This is a genomic window from Bacillus sp. LM 4-2, from assembly GCF_000978495.1.
In the GTDB taxonomy this organism is placed as follows: domain Bacteria; phylum Bacillota; class Bacilli; order Bacillales; family Bacillaceae; genus Bacillus; species Bacillus subtilis.
Genome location: NZ_CP011101.1, coordinates 1,412,644 through 1,430,403 on the forward strand (window position 1 = coordinate 1,412,644; position 17,760 = coordinate 1,430,403).

Sequence of the window (17,760 nt, forward strand, 5' to 3'; positions counted from 1 at the left end):
TTGTTATTTCGCTCGCACTTTGATTTTATCATCTTCTAAAATCACGTGAAAACTTGTGATCTCGCCATTATCAAGCAGCAGATCGGTCATTTCATCCTCAACCCATTCTTGGATGGTTCTTCTAAGCGGACGTGCACCGAATGAAGGGTGGTAGCCCAGCTCAGCGATTTTTTCTTTCGCTTCATCTGTCACATTCAAGCTAATGCCCCGTTCCGCCAATGTTTCTTCAAGTTCTCCAAGAAGAAGGCTGACGATTTTGACAAGATGTTCTTTTTCCAATGAGCGGAACTCAATAATGCTGTCAAAACGGTTGAGGAACTCAGGTTTAAAGAACATGCTCAGTGAATCAATTAATGTTTGTTCTTCGATGACACTGTCATCTGATTGGAAACCGACTTTCGTTTGTTTCTCACCAGCACCCGCATTACTTGTCATGATGATCACAGTGTCTTTGAAGCTTACGGTTCTGCCTTGGCTGTCTGTCAGACGGCCATCTTCCATAATTTGCAGGAACATATGCTGAACGTCTGGGTGTGCTTTTTCAATCTCATCCAGCAACACAATGCTGTAAGGATTGCGGCGCACTTTCTCAGTTAATTGTCCAGCTTCCTCATGGCCGACATATCCAGGCGGTGAACCGATAATTTTAGATACGGCGTGTTTCTCCATGTATTCGCTCATATCGAGTCGGATAATAGCGTCTTTTGTGCCGAATAATTCATCTGCCAGTGTTTTAGAAAGCTCTGTTTTCCCTACGCCGGTAGGACCGACGAAGAGGAAGGAGCCGACTGGTCTGTTTTTGGATTTTAAACCGGCGCGGCTTCGTCTTACCGCCTTTGCCACTTTTTGAACAGCGGCTTCTTGTCCAATCACGCGTTCATGAAGTTTTGCTTCGAGTTCTTTCATTTTCGTTTGTTCGTCTGCCTGCAGTTTGCCGACAGGGATGCCTGTTTTTTGTTCAACAATTTCCTGAATGTGCTCAGCTTCCACAGTGACAGCGGTATGAGCGGAGGAGCTGTTCAGTTTTTTCTCCAATGCGAGTTCTTCATCACGGAGTTTTGCCGCCAGTTCGTAATTTTCATCTTCCAGGGCTTTTGTTTTTTCGGCTTCAATTGCAGTTAAGCGTTCAGCGGCATCCTCATCATTCAGTTCATCAATTAACAGGTTGGCTTTTGAACCTGCTTCATCTAATAAATCAATTGCTTTATCCGGCAGGTGTCTGTCCTGAATGTAGCGGGATGATAAAGTGACACACGCTTTGATTGCTTCATCACTGAATGTTACGCCATGGTACGCCTCGTATTTGTCTTTAATCCCTTGCAGAATGAGGATAGCCTGTTCAATTGAAGGCTCCTGCACCACGACAGGCTGAAAACGTCTTTCCAGCGCGGCATCTTTTTCGATTTGACGATATTCTTTCAGTGTTGTCGCGCCAATGACTTGCAGTTCGCCTCTGGCTAGGGCCGGTTTGAGAATGTTGCCGGCGTCCATTGATCCTTCTGCAGAGCCTGCGCCGACGAGAAGGTGAATTTCATCAATGAACAGAATGACATTTTTTCGTTCCTTCAGCTCAGTGATCAGCTGTTTCATTCTCTCCTCAAATTGGCCTCTGATCCCTGTATTTGCAACAAGGGATGCAACATCAAGCAAGTATAGCTCTTTGTTTTTCAGTTTGTTTGGAACATCGCCTTCAGCAATTTTTAAAGCGAGCCCTTCAGCGATGGCAGTTTTCCCCACACCCGGCTCACCAATAAGAACCGGATTGTTTTTGTTGCGGCGGTTTAGAATTTCGATCACTCGCGCCACTTCATCATCACGGCCGATGACGGGATCAATGAGACCGGCTTTAGCACCGTTTGTAATATTTTGAGCCAACTCATCAAGCAACCCTTTTTTTCCGCTTTGTTTTGCTGCGCTCTTTTCTTTCGGCTGGAATGCCTGTTCAAACGGAAATCCGAAAGATTGAGGACCCATACTCATTGAAGGTTTACGGGTCAGTTCGTTATAGCAAGTTTCACAAAGAACCATCTGTTTATGAACGGAATTTATTTGCATGTTAAGGCGAATCGTCGCCTCGTTTTGATGACAATGTTGACAACGCATTTGCCAAAACCTCCTTAATAATTTGATCTTCTTTGACCAATGAAAGTGAATAAAAAGGTCTATTGGATTTGACCTTCTTTGACTATTAGTATACGGCAAACTTAACGGCATTCAAACCAATATGCTCAAAGCAGGCTGAATATTTGACTAACTTTGACCAATTGATTTTTAAAAAAGGCCGGTTTGTTTGACCAACTTTGATTAATAGTATACTCTGACTAACTTTGACTTTCAAGTCTTATGCACAAAAAATTTTTGATTTGTTACAAAGTAAAACATGTTTTCTTCGTCTTTTCAAGGAACTTGTCTCATAGGTTATAAAAAGGCATCTATGGACAAAACTGCGGTTCGTTCGGAGGGGAGAAATGGAACAATCAAAAGGGTCTGCAAGTCAGCTTGCTTTTGTGTATGTCGGCACAGTAGTCGGAGCTGGATTTGCGACTGGCAGAGAAATTGTTGAGTTTTTTCTGAAGTTCGGCTGGTTCGGTTTATTCGGCATTCTCGTCAGCGGCGGAATGTTTACGTTTCTGGGCGCCAAGCTGATGATCATTTCAAAGCGAATCAATGCCAAGTCATATCAAGAAATGAACATCTTTTTGTTCGGGGCGGCGGCTGGGCGGATTATCAATGTATTTATGCTGTTTGTTCTCCTCGGAGTTACATCTGTCATGCTTTCAGGAGCAGGGGCGCTTTTTGAGGAACAATTGGGGATGTCCGCTCAGATTGGGATGCTCATTACAATCGGTCTGAGCTTAATTGTGATGACTAGAGGAGTAAAAGGCATTTTCGGTGTCAATGTGTTTGTTGTTCCCCTTTTAATCCTCTTTTCAATGATTGTAGTGGCCGACTCTTTTATATTCAGCGAATCACGAAACGCAGCTCAGTGGGTCTGGCCGCATCGCTGGGATTGGCTGTTATCAGCCTTTTCTTACGGGGCTTTGAATTTATCGCTTGCCCAAGCAGTTTTGGTTCCGCTGGCGAATGAAATGTCCTCGGAGAAAGTGATCAAAAAAGGCGCTTTAATCGGAGGGACGATGCTGACGATTGTGCTGTCCGCGAGTTTTCTGTCTTTGTCAACTCTTCCGGATGTATTTTTGTATGATATACCGATGGCACAAGTGGTTTATCTCTTTGCACGATCTGTCCATTTGATTTATTTACTCATTATTTTCGGAGAAGTGTTCACATCAGTTATCGGTAATCTATATGGATTAGAAAAACAAGTGCAAAGCTTTCTTCCATTGAAAAGCAAATATATCTTTACAGCTATTATGATCACGGCTTATATTACGAGCCAAATAGGGTATGGCAAGCTTATTTCAACGATTTATCCCTTGTTTGGCTATGTGAGCCTGGCCTTCATAGGCGCTTTGCTTTGCAAAAAGGCTCCTCGACGGCGCAGTTTATAAATATATATAATGAAGCGAACCGTCACTATAGAGCGATAATTGATCTAGGAACCGGGGATTGACTTTTTTATTGTCAAGAAAAACAACATTATGGTAAGATAGCAGAAGTGAAAAAATTGAAGAAAATCCGTGCGATATGCGGGAGAGGTTCTAGCTACACCCTCTATAAAAAACTAAGGACGAGCTGTATCCTTGGATACGGCCTTTTTTATGTTTTTCTAGAGCACCTTCCGAAAAAAAGGTGTTTTTTTGCGTGAATTAGCTGTAGCGATGTCTCTCGCCGGCGTTTTTATTGCGGAGAAGGAGAGGAATCATGAAAAAAGAAAAAGCAATTGTCGTATTTAGCGGCGGCCAAGACAGCACAACATGCTTACTGTGGGCCTTAAAAGAATTCGAAGAAGTCGAAACGGTGACTTTTCATTATAATCAGCGACATTCGCAGGAAATTGAAGTGGCAAAATCCATTGCGGAAAAGCTTGGTGTGAAAAATCATTTGCTTGATATGTCACTTTTAAATCAGCTTGCACCGAATGCCCTGACTAGAAATGATATTGAGATAGAAGTAAAAGACGGCGAACTGCCATCCACATTCGTTCCAGGTCGCAATTTGGTATTCTTATCCTTTGCGTCTATCCTGGCTTACCAAATTGGCGCGCGCCACATTATTACAGGAGTTTGCGAGACAGACTTCAGCGGTTACCCTGATTGCCGTGATGAATTCGTGAAATCTTGCAATGTAACGGTAAATCTGGCGATGGAGAAGCCGTTTGTGATCCACACGCCTCTCATGTGGCTCAATAAGGCGGAAACGTGGAAGCTTGCAGATGAGCTTGGCGCGCTGGATTTTGTGAAAAACAACACGCTGACATGCTATAACGGCATCATCGCAGACGGCTGCGGCGAATGTCCGGCATGTCACCTTCGTTCAAAAGGTTATGAAGAATATATGATAATGAAAGGAGAGCGTGCATAAATTGTTATCTCAAATTTATCCGCAGGCCCAGCATCCTTATTCGTTTGAACTGAATAAGGACATGCATATCTCAGCCGCTCATTTTATCCCTCGGGAAAGTGCGGGAGCGTGCAGCAGGGTTCACGGACATACGTATACCGTAAATATAACCGTTGCCGGCGACGAACTTGACGATTCCGGCTTTCTTGTCAATTTCAGCGTACTCAAAAAACTGGTGCACGGAAACTATGATCACACGCTATTAAATGATCATGAAGATTTTTCTCAGGACGACCGGTATTCGCTGCCGACAACTGAAGTCGTGGCGAAAACGATTTATGACAACGTACAGGCTTATTTAGACACTTTGGAGAATAAGCCGACCTGTGTACAGGTGTTTGTCCGTGAAACACCGACAAGCTACTGTGTCTACCGTCCGAAAAAGGGTGGTTTGAATGGCTAAAGGAATTCCTGTATTAGAAATTTTCGGCCCGACGATTCAAGGAGAAGGCATGGTGATCGGACAGAAAACGATGTTCGTCCGGACAGCCGGCTGCGATTATTCCTGCAGCTGGTGTGACTCCGCTTTCACTTGGGATGGGTCTGCTAAAAAAGATATTCGCTGGATGACGGCGGAGGAGATTTTTGCGGAGCTTAAGGACATTGGGGGAGATGCGTTTTCTCATGTGACGATCTCAGGCGGCAACCCGGCTCTGTTAAAACAGCTGGATGCTTTTATTGAACTGCTGAAGGAAAATAACATTCGTGCAGCGCTTGAAACTCAAGGGACCGTTTATCAGGATTGGTTTACGCTGATTGATGACCTGACAATTTCTCCAAAACCGCCAAGCTCAAAAATGGTAACGAACTTTCAAAAGCTTGACCACATTTTAACTTCACTTCAAGAGAATGATAGACAGCATGCTGTCAGCTTGAAGGTTGTCATCTTTAATGATGAAGATCTGGAATTTGCCAAAACTGTGCACAAGCGGTATCCGGGAATCCCGTTTTATTTACAAGTCGGAAATGATGACGTGCATACGACAGATGATCAGTCACTGATTGCACATTTGCTTGGGAAATATGAAGCGCTTGTTGATAAGGTAGCTGTCGATGCGGAGCTGAATCTCGTCAGAGTGCTCCCGCAGCTGCACACCCTGTTATGGGGCAACAAACGCGGAGTATAATAGAAAGGAAGATGAACATGACGACAAGAAAAGAATCAGAATTAGAAGGTGTAACATTGCTAGGCAACCAAGGTACAAATTATTTGTTCGAATATGCACCGGACGTGCTGGAATCCTTCCCTAATAAACATGTAAACCGTGACTACTTTGTAAAATTCAATTGTCCGGAATTCACATCTTTATGTCCTAAAACAGGCCAGCCAGACTTTGCGACAATCTACATCAGCTACATTCCTGATGAAAAAATGGTTGAAAGCAAATCATTAAAGCTGTATCTATTCAGCTTCAGAAACCATGGTGACTTCCACGAGGACTGCATGAATATCATCATGAATGACTTGATTGAATTAATGGACCCGCGCTACATTGAAGTATGGGGCAAATTCACGCCAAGAGGCGGAATTTCCATTGACCCGTACACAAACTACGGAAAGCCTGGCACGAAGTATGAGAAAATGGCCGAATACCGTATGATGAACCATGATTTGTATCCGGAGACAATTGATAATCGTTAATTATTCCGTTGTGTGATACGGAGTGTAAAAGGAAGTGGAGTCACAGTAAAATCCGAACATTCAGCGTTAATTTTCAGCGGAAATGTGACCCGAAGTGACCGGAGTGTGACCTGAGGTGCAACCTGAACTGTGACTTTTATGCAGTGAAAAATTGATAGTACAGAAGCAGATTAAGGCGTACAATTTGTACGTCTTTTCTTTTTTATCCGAAAGAAAAAATGCCTATCTAGAGATCATAGGCATTAAATATTATTATCAATATCTTCATTATTTTTTGGCTAAGTTTCTGAATCTTCTCTTTAACATTTGAAACAGCTCTTTTTTGAATTTCATCAAAGTTCTCCTGAATATAATCGACACTTCTTATTAGAACTTCACTTTCAAAATTGAATATCTGATTTATTTCTGACTGTTCTTCATCTGTTAGGTGATGGTATTGAAGTTGTTTAGCATTTACTTCAGCAGCTACATCAATCCTAACTTAGTTGTTCTGGTTGTACAATTTCATATTCACCTTCTGCATACTCTTGCTCCGCATAATAGCCTCCCCATTGACAGAGCTCCTGCAAGATAGGTTTAAGAGATTCTCCAAGTTCAGTGGATGAATATTCAACCTTCGGCGGTACTTGATTATACATCTTTCTGCTCACAAGTCCACTGGCTTCAAGCTCTCTAAGTGTTTGAATCAGCATTTTCTGAGTTATATTTGGGATAATGCGCTTTAATTCACTCGTTCTCTTTGGTCCATTCATTAAAAAGTATAATACAAGGCCTTTCCATTTTCCTCCAATAACTTCCTTTGTCACTTCAAACCCACAGCTAAATTTTTTCATGTCTAAAGCTCTCCATTCCACATTTATTACTTTTTAGTTACTATATCACAAAAAAGTGGGTACTTCCGATAATGTGCTTACTGAAGGATACTATATCTTGTAAGTTGTTCTTCAAGTACTTAAAGGTACTAGACATAAAATAATATTAATTCTAAAGGAGTGTTAAGTATGGGTAAATTTGAAGGTAAAATAGCGCTTGTAACGGGTGGAACAAGTGGGATTGGCCTTGCTACAGCACAAAAATTTGTAAACGAAGGTGCATATGTTTATATCACGGGACGTAGACAAAACGAACTTGATAAAGCTGTTAACCAAATTGGCAAGAACGTAAGCGGTGTTCAAGGTGATATTTCTAAGCTTGAAGACTTAGACAAACTATATGACATTATAAAGCAGGAAAAAGGTAAGTTGGACATTCTTTTTGCTAATGCAGGCATCGGCAACTTCCTTCCATTAGGTGAAATTACTGAAGAGCAGGTTGATAGAACGTTCGACATTAACGTTAAAGGAACCATCTTTACTGTTCAAAAAGCGTTATCACTATTCCCGGACAAAGTAGGTTCTATTATTGTAACGGGCTCTACTGCTGGATCAATTGGCAACCCAGCGTTTAGTGTATATGGAGCATCTAAAGCAGCATTAAGAGCACTAGTTCGCAACTGGATTCTTGACCTAAAAGGTACTGAAATCCGTGTAAATGTGGTTAGTCCAGGAGGTATTCTTACACCTGCCTACGATGAGCTTTTTGGTGATGCACTTGAAGAGGTACTGGAAAATAGCAGAAATACTGTTCCAGCTGGAAAAGTTGGGACACCTGAAGAAGTAGCAAACGCTGTATCTTTCCTTGCTTCAGACGAAAGCAGTTACTTGACGGGTGTTGAATTGTTCGTAGATGGCGGGCTAGCACAGGTATAATTTCCCTGCGCAGAGATTACAAATAGTCCCCAAAAAAGGTTAATGGGGATTTACTTGAAGAAGTCGTATAAAAAAGTCGTTTTCCTTAAAGGACAGGGAATTCGACTTTTTTATATTTGAATTTGCTTAACGTTGTAAATTCGCATTTTCCTGGGGCTACTACTAAATGACCTGTAAAAAAGATTACACTGTGAATAAATGTACTTAAAGTAACGGGGGCGTTAGTTGAAGAACAAACAACACCGTTGTTGTAGTAAATGAGGTCATTTGTTGTACAAAAAAAGGATAGTTGAATACAGGCATTTTCACCCTGTTCATCTATCCTCTCTTTTTGTTTATAAAATGTGTGACATTTCATTTGGTTTCTTAATTATTAATAAAATTAAACATTTTCTTGACTTTTAATAAAAAATAATATCCCTGTCCTTGTATTCTAATACTTTTAAAAATATTTAAAGGAATCCTTATGTCCTGAATAACCACATAGGAAAATATGTTGTAGGTTGCTTTCTTTTTTTGTGGGGCATCCCACACAAGCTATCACGTGATCTCACACCTGAACGTTTTTTTATAGACTAGTACCGCGACAAGTTATATTACATATACATACCAATAAAGTAGACATTAAAAAGTGAAAGAGAGGATGGAAATGTGTGAAAATTCTTTTCCTTGAGAGTCATCCCATGTGGCTCTATGGTTTACCGAATGGGTTTAGGGAAGCAGGACATACCGTAATGATTTCCGGTCCTGTAAGTCGGGAAAATATCACTGAAATGATAGACGAATTTAAACCAGATCTAATAGTATCTATGGGATGGACACCAGAGCATTCAAGGGAAAAGCAGGCCTGGATTCGCAACGCTACTAAAAAGGTGAATATCCCTCTCGTTTATTGGGCAACTGAAGACCCGCTGCACACTCAAAACTTTACTATCCCGTTAATTAAAAAGATGAAACCGGATTTTGTTTTCACGGTTACGCCTTCTCTGTGTAAAACTTATGAAAGCATGGGGATTAAAGCAGCTCACTTAGACTTTGCATTTCACGAAAGTATACATCACCAGATTAAACCATTAGCGAAATACAGTTGTGATATAGCAGTGGTGGCTAATGCTTACCCTAATTTTCTTGAAGAACATCCGGAAGTGTTCCGTTCGTCCTCTTTAAAAACGCTTATTCGTCCTCTTATACGGAAAGGTATTCGCATTGATTTTTGGGGGAGAAATTGGGAAAAAATGAGTAAATATATAGGAAGAGAAATTCCTCGCAATTGGATCCATGGATACCTTGATTATACTGAAGCATATAAAGTTTACAGTTCAGCAAAAATCATTATCGGTTTGCAAAACTGTGAAAGCCAACTTACGCAACGCACCTATGAGATTCTTGGTTCCGGGGGGTTTTTATTGACATCGGATACACCAGCAGTTCGAGATAAATTCAAACCTGGCCGCGATCTCATCGTTTCTTCCTCCCCAAAAGAAACTTTGGAAAAGGTTAAATACTATTTGAATCATGATAGCGAGAGAAAAAAGATTCAGATAAACGGTAAAAAGGCTGTAAAGAATGATTCCTATCGGCATAGAGCCGAGAGAATGCTTGAGGTGCTAAAAAGCAGAGGAATTATAAGAAACTTAGGGGAAACCATTCATTATGTAGATGTTCTCAAAGAAAAATACGTGATCCATCATGTTACTCCCGGTGAAACATTATCAATAATTGCCAGGAAGTATAATGTTTCCCTGCAGCAACTCATGGAGCTTAATCATTTCAAATCAGATCAAATATATGCTGGACAAATCATTAAGATTAGAGAGAAACTGTTTAGAAATATTAATAACAAATTATTCTAAAGGAGAGTAATATGAATGAAGGGGAAAATACCTAAAATAAGAAATCAAGCGAATAAAGTAAAAAGAACGCCTCGTTATATGGAATTTCCCGTGACATACGAAGTATATCATGTGGAATCCGGCGATACATTATGGACGATTGCCAAATCCTTTAAAATTCCGGTACAACAACTTATGAATCTTAATAAGCTTTCTTCAGATAGAATTTATCCTGGACAAATTATAAAGATAAGAGAAAGATAATCTTTGAGGTTTCGGAAACGAATCAAATTGAAATGACAATCCTCATTTTTTTATTTGTGGGGAACTTGATATTTTTGGGGATGAAGGGGTTATGAGATGTTTCAAATGAGCTATTTCTATTCTGGATTAGGATGGGATTTTATTCAACACGTTGATCAAACGAACGGAGTATTAAATGTTGTGTCTCCTGATTTTTTCTATATCAGAAAAGATGGATCATTACTTCTCCGTTCAGCTAATCCCGATGTGATTAAAGCTCTTCATAGAAGAAAATTAAAAGTAGTTCCTTTTCTAAGCAATCATTGGGATCAGGATTTGGGACGATTTGCATTAATGAACCGAGTTCTTTTAGCTAAACAAATTTCTCATGCAATAGAAGAACTGGATTTGGACGGAGTTAATATCGATATAGAAAACCTTACAGAAAAAGATCGGAATCTATTTACAGATTTTATTAGATTAGTAAGGAAAAGTATTCCTAAACATAAAGAAGTATCAGTTGCAGTGGCGGCAAATCCTTTTGGCTGGACGAAGGGCTGGCACGGATCATATGATTACGAGTATTTAGCTAAATATGCAGATTATCTTATGGTTATGGCCTATGATGAAAGCCGCCTTGCTGGGCCTACCGCAAGTGTAGGATGGGTGGAAAAGTCCATTCAATATGTTCTGACCCAAAAAATCTCTCCTCAAAAACTAGTTTTAGGATTGCCATTCTATGGCCGCTGCTGGATGGAAGGCCAATCTGCCTCTCAAGCCATTCCCCTTTACCTTGTTGACTCATTAGTAAAAAGGCATAGCGGAACAATTATTTTTGACACCAAGAGTCAATCTCCAAAAGCTATTTTTACTGTCAATCACGATAACAAGGGGCCGTTGCCTTCGGGAACATATACATTATGGTTTGAAAATGAACAGTCACTCAGAGCAAAAATAAAACTCGCTCAAAAATATAATCTGAAAGGTCTTGGCAGCTGGAGTCTTGGACAAGAAGATGCGTCAGTCTGGAATACAGTGTTTAAAAATATATAATGATTTATAGTTCAGAACAAAATTCGAAGATAATTGCAATGAATCTCTAAATGGACATACTGAAAGGAGTTTATTACGAGTGCGGGTAAAACAGTGAGGGCATTCCATAGGCCCTTCTCCCAAAATGTTCTACACGAGGCATTACATTGGGCTTGAAATACACATTCAAACTTATGTTATAGTACGCATTTTACGGATGTGTTGAATTTATTCTGCTTCCATGATTTAATCATACACATGCTACTTGATAGCAGGGTTATCGCATTTCATTCAGAATTGTTCAGGATCGATATGGAAGCGCACGACTAACTAGAACTTTAAAAGCATACACTCATATACTTCCTGAATGGATGCTGGTTTATCTAAAAAACATGATGAGAATTGATTGTACGCATGGTGAAGCATGACTTGTTGATAATCGACCATATAGTTTCTCCTTAGAAATGAGGGGGTTTTTACATAAAAAAGACGAGCGAATCCGGGGGGAATTCCACTCGCCGCTTTCTAATGAAAAGACGGGATGCTGGATGGCAGCTCGTCTGTTTTATTATAATTTAACGAACGTATGTTTGTAAAGGTGTCTTTTCAAATGAATTGGTTCATATAACCATTAAGAACAGATTCATTGTAAACATTCGCTAAGGTATGCTAAGATGCATGGACTATAAAGGAGTGATATGAAGTGAAGACATTGCGGTTAAACAATGTAACGTTAGAAATGGCTGCATATCAAGAGGAGAGCGAGCCGAAGCGAAAAATTGCATTTACCTTAAACGTTACGAGTGAGACTTACCATGATATCGCTGTCCTGTTGTATGAAAAAACGTTTAATGTCGAGGTTCCGGAACGCGATCTTGCCTTCCGGGGGGAAATGACAAATTATTCAACATCATTGACCAACCTGTACGAACCAGGGGCCGTCAGCGAGTTCTATATAGAAATAACGGAAATAGACAAAAACGCCGATTCATGATCGGTGTTTTTTATGTAAAAAAGCTGCCGGCCGGCAGCTTTTGAGAAAGCGAATTTCATATGTAAGGTGTTAAATTGTCCGTCTTGCAGTTTTTTGAATAAATGTGGAAATAAGGAGGTTTTAATAGGAGTCTCTGATGATCTTATAATTTTTATGATTAACAACTGTCAATGAATCTAACTCAAGATCCCGATAGTTATCCATGATCGTCACATCAACGATAACAGAATTCTCATTTACTTTTTCAACAACACCGGTTAATCCGTTTTTAAATTCAATGACATTCCCAACCTTAGCGATTTTCACAAGCTTCCTCTCCTTTAAACATAATAATGCCTTTTGAAAGTATTTTGCAGTATTTTCATTGAGAAGTAAAGCGATAAGGAGTTTTATCTCCCTTATGAATTGTCCTGTCGCTATAAAGATGATATATTGATTTTCGTCAATAGAAAGAAAAGGGGGGAATTTTTGTTGCGTCCCGAAGAAATAACAGAAATGATTGAACAGCTGCGCACCGGCGCCATAAACGAACTGAGAGTCCAGAAAGAGCATTTTCTTGATTTCAGGGCCGTGTTATCTAAACAAGATGATTTTAAACATTTCCGAGGAATTGCCCAGCAAGGCGGAGATGTTATCTTTCAATACTTAGAACAGCCAAGAAGCTGAAGGTTTCTCATACGTGAGAAACCTTTTTATCATATATGACAGAACACAAGCCTTTTATTACAGCTGTCTGTAACAGGTGTAAATAAAATGTAAAGTACCAAAGATGGATAAACATGTTTTAATTTAACAATATTTATAGAATTTCAGACTGTTTTTTTGCCATTAAGCAGTGAGTCATCCTCTTTATTCCATCCTGATACCTCCTTGGGAGAGTTGGAAAATCTTTTTCCGTGAAAATGAATGGATCTCTTGTTAAGGTTATGAAGTGTTTTTTGGAGCACTTTAAGGAGGAAACTGTATGACAACGAAATTCACTGCTCTGGCTGTTTTTCTTCTTTGTTTCATGCCTGCAGCCAAAATTGAGCATACACAAGCTTCACTACTGAGCGCAAAGAAGACAAAACATGAAGAAGCGAAATGGCTTACACATATAGATCGAAATACGAATGAATCTTTCCCTTCACTGTCTGCTGATAAAGACAAGAAAATAAAACCGATTAAGCTATCAGCACACACTGAAAAGAAAGAGAAAGATAAACCGAACAAAACAAATGATGAGAAAGAAACATATACACAGTCTGAAAAAGAGTTGCTGTCCCGTCTCGTTCACGCAGAGGCCAAAGGAGAATCATATAAAGGCAAGGTCGCTGTAGCAAGCGTTGTACTGAACAGGACGGAGAAAAAAGGTTTTCCTGATACGATAAGAGGAGTTATTTATCAGAAAAACGCCTTTGAACCGGTCGCAAACGGGAGCATTAACCAAAAGCCTGATAAAGAATCGATTGAAGCTGCCGAAGAAGCGCTGTCCTCAAAAAATAGAGAAACAGATGCCATATTCTTTTATAATCCGAAAACAGCGTCAGATAATTGGATTCGTTCAAGAAAAATCGTAGAAAAAATCGGCAGACACGTTTTTGCCGTCTAAGCATAGAAGAGACAATTTGTCTCAGCTGTGCTTTTTTTCATATAAAGAGTAAAAATAAAATAATTTTTGAACTTGTCTCATATGATGTTGGTAGTACAAGAGACAAGGAGAGACATCATGAATCGATTTGTGAAAGGGATCATTCTTTTATCCATTGCCGCCTTTTTCGCTGAATGCCTTGAATTTGTCGTCAATATGATTTTGGCGCGGGAGCTTGGCGAGCATGGGATGGGGCTTTACATGAGTATTTTGCCCACGATCTTTTTAATTATTGTCATCGCGAGCCTGGAACTGCCGATATCCATTTCTAAATTCATTGCCGAGTCAAATCCTAAGCTTCATGAAAGCATGCTAAGGCACGCTTTCAGAATGACAGCCATTTTTACTGCTTTTTCTACTGCCGCCGCTAGTATTGCGCTTCCGTTTATTCCGGTATTTGATACATACCACCCGTTTATTAAAGGGATTGTCATCGGCTTAATTCCTGTTGTCGCCTTTACTTCAATCGCCAGGGGCTACTTTATGGGTGTGCAGAAAATGGGGAAGATCGCAATTGCCAATGTGCTGAAAAAAATCATCCAGCTCTTGTGCTTATTCCTCTTTTTTCAATGGTACTCATTTGAATTGGACATGGCCGTGCTGATTTCCTTGTTTGTTCTAGTCGTGAGTGATGTGGTCGTGCTTGTTTATTTATATTCACAATTTATCATGGCAAGGCGGGCGTTATCCGGCCAGCAGCATATTCATTTGCGCGGAAAGGATGTAAGGAAAAGACTGCTTGCTGTTTCAATTCCTACAACAGGACTGCGCATTTTTCATGCGGTTGTCAATGCAATTGAACCCTTTTTAGTAAAAGGAGCTCTTTTGGCTGCGGGCGTTGCCGGGACAGCGGCGATCGATCAATACGGAATGCTGGCAGGAGTGGCTGTGACGATAGGGTCGTTCCCTGCTTTTATTGCCCATTCGTTAATGGTCGTCATGATACCGAGTATTTCGGAAGCTTATGCACTTTCTCAGTATGACATCGTGTTAAAAAGGCTGAAGCAGTCGATTTTCATTACATTAGGTTACGGTATACCTGCCGTCTGGGTCATGTTCCAGTTTGCGGGACCTCTCACGCATTTGTTTTTTCACTCTCCTGAAGCGCAGTATTATTTGCAGCTGTTGTGGCCTTACTTTCTCTTTCATCTGTTTGTCATGCCGCTGCAGGCGTGCTTAATCGGGATGGGCTTTGTGAAAGAGGCTTTTTATCACAATGTATGGAGCCATATCGTTGCGCTAAGTATGATGTATGTACTGGGATCAATGGAGAATCTGCAAATGCTCGGGATTATCCTTGGAATGAACACTGGCATGATTCTTTTGACGAGCCTGCACTATGCCACGATCTGCAAAACATTGAAGGTATCCGTATTCCTTACGGGAGGGACCAGAACGCCGCGAATTGAAGGATGATATAGGAATTGCAGGGGCAAGCTAATTGAAAAGCATGAAAGGAAGATTCCATGTTGACGAAGCGCTTGCTTACTATATACATTATGTTATTAGGGTTGATTGTATGGATTCCAGGTGCGGCACAAGCTGAGGAAAAACAGCCTGCTGTTCCCGCTGTTTTTCTTATGAAAACGATAGAAGGGGAGGACATCTCGATTCCGAATAAAGGGCAAAAAACAATTCTCCATTTTTGGACGTCATGGTGTCCGCCCTGCAAAAAGGAGCTTCCACAGTTTCAATCGTTTTATGATGCCCATCCATCCGACAGTGTAAAGCTGGTAACGGTGAATTTAGTGAATTCGGAACAAAATCAGCAAGTCGTTGAAGACTTTATTAAAGCAAACAAGCTGACGTTTCCAATTGTCCTTGACTCAAAAGGGGAATTGATGAAGGAGTATCATATCATCACGATCCCAACATCATTTTTGCTGAATGAAAAGGGAGAAATTGAAAAAACAAAAATTGGCCCGATGACGGCGGAACAACTGAAGGAATGGACGGAAGAATAGCTGAGAGCATAGACTCTCAGCTTTTTTCATATAGAGAAGAAGTGAATAAACATTAATGATAATTATTATCAAAAAGAAATTAAAATAATTATAATTGAAATTCTCTTCGTGCGTGCTATAATAAAGGAAGACATCAAGAAATAACTGACGATAAAGCTGCCTTTTGGGCAGCGATTTTGTTTTTATAAGAGAAATGAAGATGATTTACGTTCTCAATTAGAGAGGAGAATTCGATATGAATGAACAAGTTATCGTTCAACGCGACCCGCATGAGCCATTGAAAACAGACAAGAGGGAAAAAAACTGGGCACAGCACGCGGAGCTTATTGCAGCACTTGTATCAGGCGCTCTTATTTTGGCAGGCTGGCTCTTATCCGGATATCAGGTATTATCCATAATACTTTTCTTGCTGGCTTTTGTGATCGGCGGATTTGCTAAAGCGAAGGAAGGAATCGAAGAAACACTCGAATCCAAAACGCTGAATGTAGAACTTTTAATGATTTTCGCTGCCGTTGGTTCCGCCTTGATCGGATACTGGGCAGAGGGTGCTATTTTAATATTTATTTTTTCCTTAAGCGGAGCTTTAGAAACATACACGATGAATAAAAGCAGCAGAGATTTAACGTCTTTAATGCAGCTTGAGCCTGAAGAAGCGACATTGATGGTCAATGGTGAAACCAAAAGAGTTCCGGTTTCAGACTTGCAGGCCGGTGATATGATTGTGATCAAACCTGGAGAACGCATAGCGGCAGACGGTATCATTGAATCGGGCTCGACAAGTCTTGACGAGTCGGCTTTAACAGGTGAATCAATGCCTGTAGAAAAAAACACAGGCGACACTATATTCACAGGAACGGTGAATCGCAATGGCTCCTTGACTGTCCGTGTCACGAAAGCAAATGAAGATTCGTTATTCAGAAAAATTATCAAACTGGTTGAATCAGCGCAAAATAGTGTTTCACCCGCGCAGGCTTTCATCGAACGATTTGAAAATGCTTATGTGAAAGGTGTGCTAATTGCGGTGGCGCTCCTTTTATTCGTCCCGCACTTTGCGCTGGGCTGGAGCTGGAGTGAAACCTTCTACCGCGCAATGGTGTTTATGGTTGTCGCGTCACCTTGTGCGCTTGTCGCCTCTATTATGCCAGCGGCGCTGTCCCTGATTTCAAATGGCGCCCGCAACGGTATGCTTGTGAAAGGAAGCGTCTTTCTTGAACAGCTGGGCTCAGTGCAAATGATCGCCTTTGATAAAACCGGCACTGTAACAAAAGGCCAGCCTGCCGTAGAGACGATCAGAATAGCAGAAGGATTCAGTGAAGCGGAAGTTCTTGAGGCTGTCTATGCCATCGAAACGCAATCAAGCCATCCGCTCGCCCAAGCCATAACGGCGTACGCTGAAAGCCGCGGCGTGAATCAGTCCAGCTACATATCTATAGAAGAAACCTCAGGGTTTGGCGTTATGGCAGAAGTGTCGGGTGCGAAATGGAAGGTCGGTAAAGCAGGTTTTATCGGCGAGGAAATGGCAGCACAATTTTTGAAACAAACAGCATCAGATGTCATTCAAAGCGGTCATACAATTGTATTTGTGAAAAAGGATGATCAAATAGCAGGCTGTATCGCACTGAAGGACCAAATCAGGCCTGAAGCAAAAGAGGTCATGGAAGAACTGAACCGACTTGGGATTAAAACGGCCATGCTGACAGGAGATCACGAAGACACGGCTCAAGCGATTGCCAAGGAAGCCGGCATGACAACTGTCGTAGCAGAATGCCTGCCGGACCAAAAAGTGAATGAAATCAAACGGTTAAAAGAAGAATTCGGAACGATTGCAATGGTGGGTGACGGAATCAATGATGCGCCGGCACTCAAAGCGGCGGATGTCGGCATTGCGATGGGCGGCGGAACAGATGTAGCACTTGAAACCGCTGATATGGTCCTCATGAAAAACGATTTGAAAAAGCTCGTAAACATGTGCCGCTTGTCTCGGAAAATGAACAAGATCATCAAACAAAATATCGTGTTTTCTCTAGCTGTAATCTGCCTGCTGATTTGTGCAAACTTTTTGCAGGTGATGGAATTGCCATTTGGCGTGATTGGTCATGAGGGCAGCACGATTTTGGTCATACTAAACGGTTTAAGACTCCTAAAATAAAG

18 protein-coding genes and 1 riboswitch are annotated in these 17,760 nt (G+C 41.0%); of the genes, 15 read left to right on the top strand and 3 right to left on the bottom strand.

From position 1 onward, the window contains the following. Positions 1-3 precede the first annotated feature (3 nt). On the bottom strand, positions 4-2,103 hold the full coding sequence (clpE, locus tag bslm_RS07205; RefSeq protein WP_046380982.1) for an ATP-dependent protease ATP-binding subunit ClpE: 2,100 nt from the start codon (positions 2,101-2,103) through the stop codon (positions 4-6). Between the two features lie 365 nt (positions 2,104-2,468). Between clpE and bslm_RS07210 the strand changes: the two genes are divergently transcribed. The 5 genes from bslm_RS07210 to queF all read left to right on the top strand — a co-directional run bounded on the left by bslm_RS07210 (position 2,469) and on the right by queF (position 6,166). Further along, positions 2,469-3,512, top strand: coding sequence for a YkvI family membrane protein (locus bslm_RS07210; protein ID WP_015715790.1), 1,044 nt, complete (start codon positions 2,469-2,471; stop codon positions 3,510-3,512). 138 nt (positions 3,513-3,650) lie between these two features. Continuing rightward, a riboswitch (PreQ1 riboswitch) is annotated at positions 3,651-3,695 on the top strand. Positions 3,696-3,825: 130 nt separating this feature from the next. Further along, a complete protein-coding gene (gene queC / locus bslm_RS07215) occupies positions 3,826-4,485 on the top strand; it encodes a 7-cyano-7-deazaguanine synthase QueC (RefSeq protein WP_015715791.1) in 660 nt (219 codons plus the stop codon). Next, on the top strand, positions 4,478-4,927 hold the full coding sequence (gene queD / locus bslm_RS07220; protein ID WP_003232462.1) for a 6-carboxytetrahydropterin synthase QueD: 450 nt from the start codon (positions 4,478-4,480) through the stop codon (positions 4,925-4,927). The genes queC and queD overlap by 8 nt, the downstream gene beginning before the upstream one ends. Continuing rightward, on the top strand, positions 4,920-5,651 hold the full coding sequence (queE, locus tag bslm_RS07225) for a 7-carboxy-7-deazaguanine synthase QueE (protein WP_003232460.1): 732 nt from the start codon (positions 4,920-4,922) through the stop codon (positions 5,649-5,651). Before queD ends, queE begins: the two co-directional genes overlap by 8 nt. A gap of 17 nt (positions 5,652-5,668) precedes the next feature. Next, the gene (queF, locus tag bslm_RS07230; protein WP_003218613.1) at positions 5,669-6,166 is read left to right on the top strand and encodes a preQ(1) synthase; all 498 of its coding nucleotides are present in this window, start codon (positions 5,669-5,671) and stop codon (positions 6,164-6,166) included. Positions 6,167-6,642: 476 nt separating this feature from the next. Here queF and bslm_RS07235 read toward each other — a convergent pair whose 3' ends face one another. Continuing rightward, on the bottom strand, positions 6,643-6,999 hold the full coding sequence (locus bslm_RS07235; RefSeq protein WP_003245808.1) for a winged helix-turn-helix transcriptional regulator: 357 nt from the start codon (positions 6,997-6,999) through the stop codon (positions 6,643-6,645). 168 nt (positions 7,000-7,167) lie between these two features. Between bslm_RS07235 and bslm_RS07240 the strand changes: the two genes are divergently transcribed. The 5 genes from bslm_RS07240 to bslm_RS07260 all read left to right on the top strand — a co-directional run bounded on the left by bslm_RS07240 (position 7,168) and on the right by bslm_RS07260 (position 12,015). Then, positions 7,168-7,914, top strand: a complete 747-nt coding sequence (locus tag bslm_RS07240; protein WP_046380983.1) for an SDR family NAD(P)-dependent oxidoreductase — start codon at positions 7,168-7,170, stop codon at positions 7,912-7,914. Between the two features lie 653 nt (positions 7,915-8,567). Then, positions 8,568-9,767 (top strand): spore protein YkvP, encoded by a 1,200-nt coding sequence (gene ykvP, locus bslm_RS07245; protein WP_046380984.1) that lies wholly within the window; start codon positions 8,568-8,570, stop codon positions 9,765-9,767. A 15-nt stretch (positions 9,768-9,782) separates the two neighbouring features. Continuing rightward, positions 9,783-10,010, top strand: a complete 228-nt coding sequence (locus bslm_RS07250) for a LysM peptidoglycan-binding domain-containing protein (protein ID WP_017695061.1) — start codon at positions 9,783-9,785, stop codon at positions 10,008-10,010. Positions 10,011-10,106: 96 nt separating this feature from the next. Next, a complete protein-coding gene (locus tag bslm_RS07255) occupies positions 10,107-11,042 on the top strand; it encodes a glycosyl hydrolase family 18 protein (RefSeq protein WP_029317721.1) in 936 nt (311 codons plus the stop codon). A gap of 682 nt (positions 11,043-11,724) precedes the next feature. Beyond that, positions 11,725-12,015, top strand: a complete 291-nt coding sequence (locus bslm_RS07260; protein ID WP_003245399.1) for a YkvR family protein — start codon at positions 11,725-11,727, stop codon at positions 12,013-12,015. A gap of 120 nt (positions 12,016-12,135) precedes the next feature. On the opposite strand, the gene bslm_RS07265 is transcribed toward bslm_RS07260, so the two are convergent. Then, complete coding sequence (locus bslm_RS07265) at positions 12,136-12,321, bottom strand: YkvS family protein (RefSeq protein WP_003232446.1); 186 nt, start codon at positions 12,319-12,321, stop codon at positions 12,136-12,138. Between the two features lie 165 nt (positions 12,322-12,486). Here bslm_RS07265 and bslm_RS07270 point away from each other — a divergent pair, with 165 nt between their 5' ends. The 5 genes from bslm_RS07270 (at position 12,487) to pfeT (ending at position 17,758) form a co-directional block, all read left to right on the top strand. Next, positions 12,487-12,681, top strand: a complete 195-nt coding sequence (locus bslm_RS07270; protein WP_003218622.1) for a hypothetical protein — start codon at positions 12,487-12,489, stop codon at positions 12,679-12,681. A gap of 298 nt (positions 12,682-12,979) precedes the next feature. Continuing rightward, on the top strand, positions 12,980-13,606 hold the full coding sequence (locus tag bslm_RS07275; RefSeq protein WP_015252205.1) for a cell wall hydrolase: 627 nt from the start codon (positions 12,980-12,982) through the stop codon (positions 13,604-13,606). Positions 13,607-13,723: 117 nt separating this feature from the next. Then, entirely contained in the window at positions 13,724-15,061 is a 1,338-nt protein-coding gene (gene ykvU / locus bslm_RS07280) for a sporulation protein YkvU (protein ID WP_021479403.1), read from the top strand. A gap of 50 nt (positions 15,062-15,111) precedes the next feature. Continuing rightward, a complete protein-coding gene (gene stoA / locus bslm_RS07285) occupies positions 15,112-15,609 on the top strand; it encodes a sporulation thiol-disulfide oxidoreductase StoA (protein WP_029317723.1) in 498 nt (165 codons plus the stop codon). Between the two features lie 235 nt (positions 15,610-15,844). Then, the gene (gene pfeT, locus bslm_RS07290; RefSeq protein ID WP_046380985.1) at positions 15,845-17,758 is read left to right on the top strand and encodes a metal-transporting ATPase PfeT; all 1,914 of its coding nucleotides are present in this window, start codon (positions 15,845-15,847) and stop codon (positions 17,756-17,758) included. Positions 17,759-17,760 lie beyond the last annotated feature (2 nt).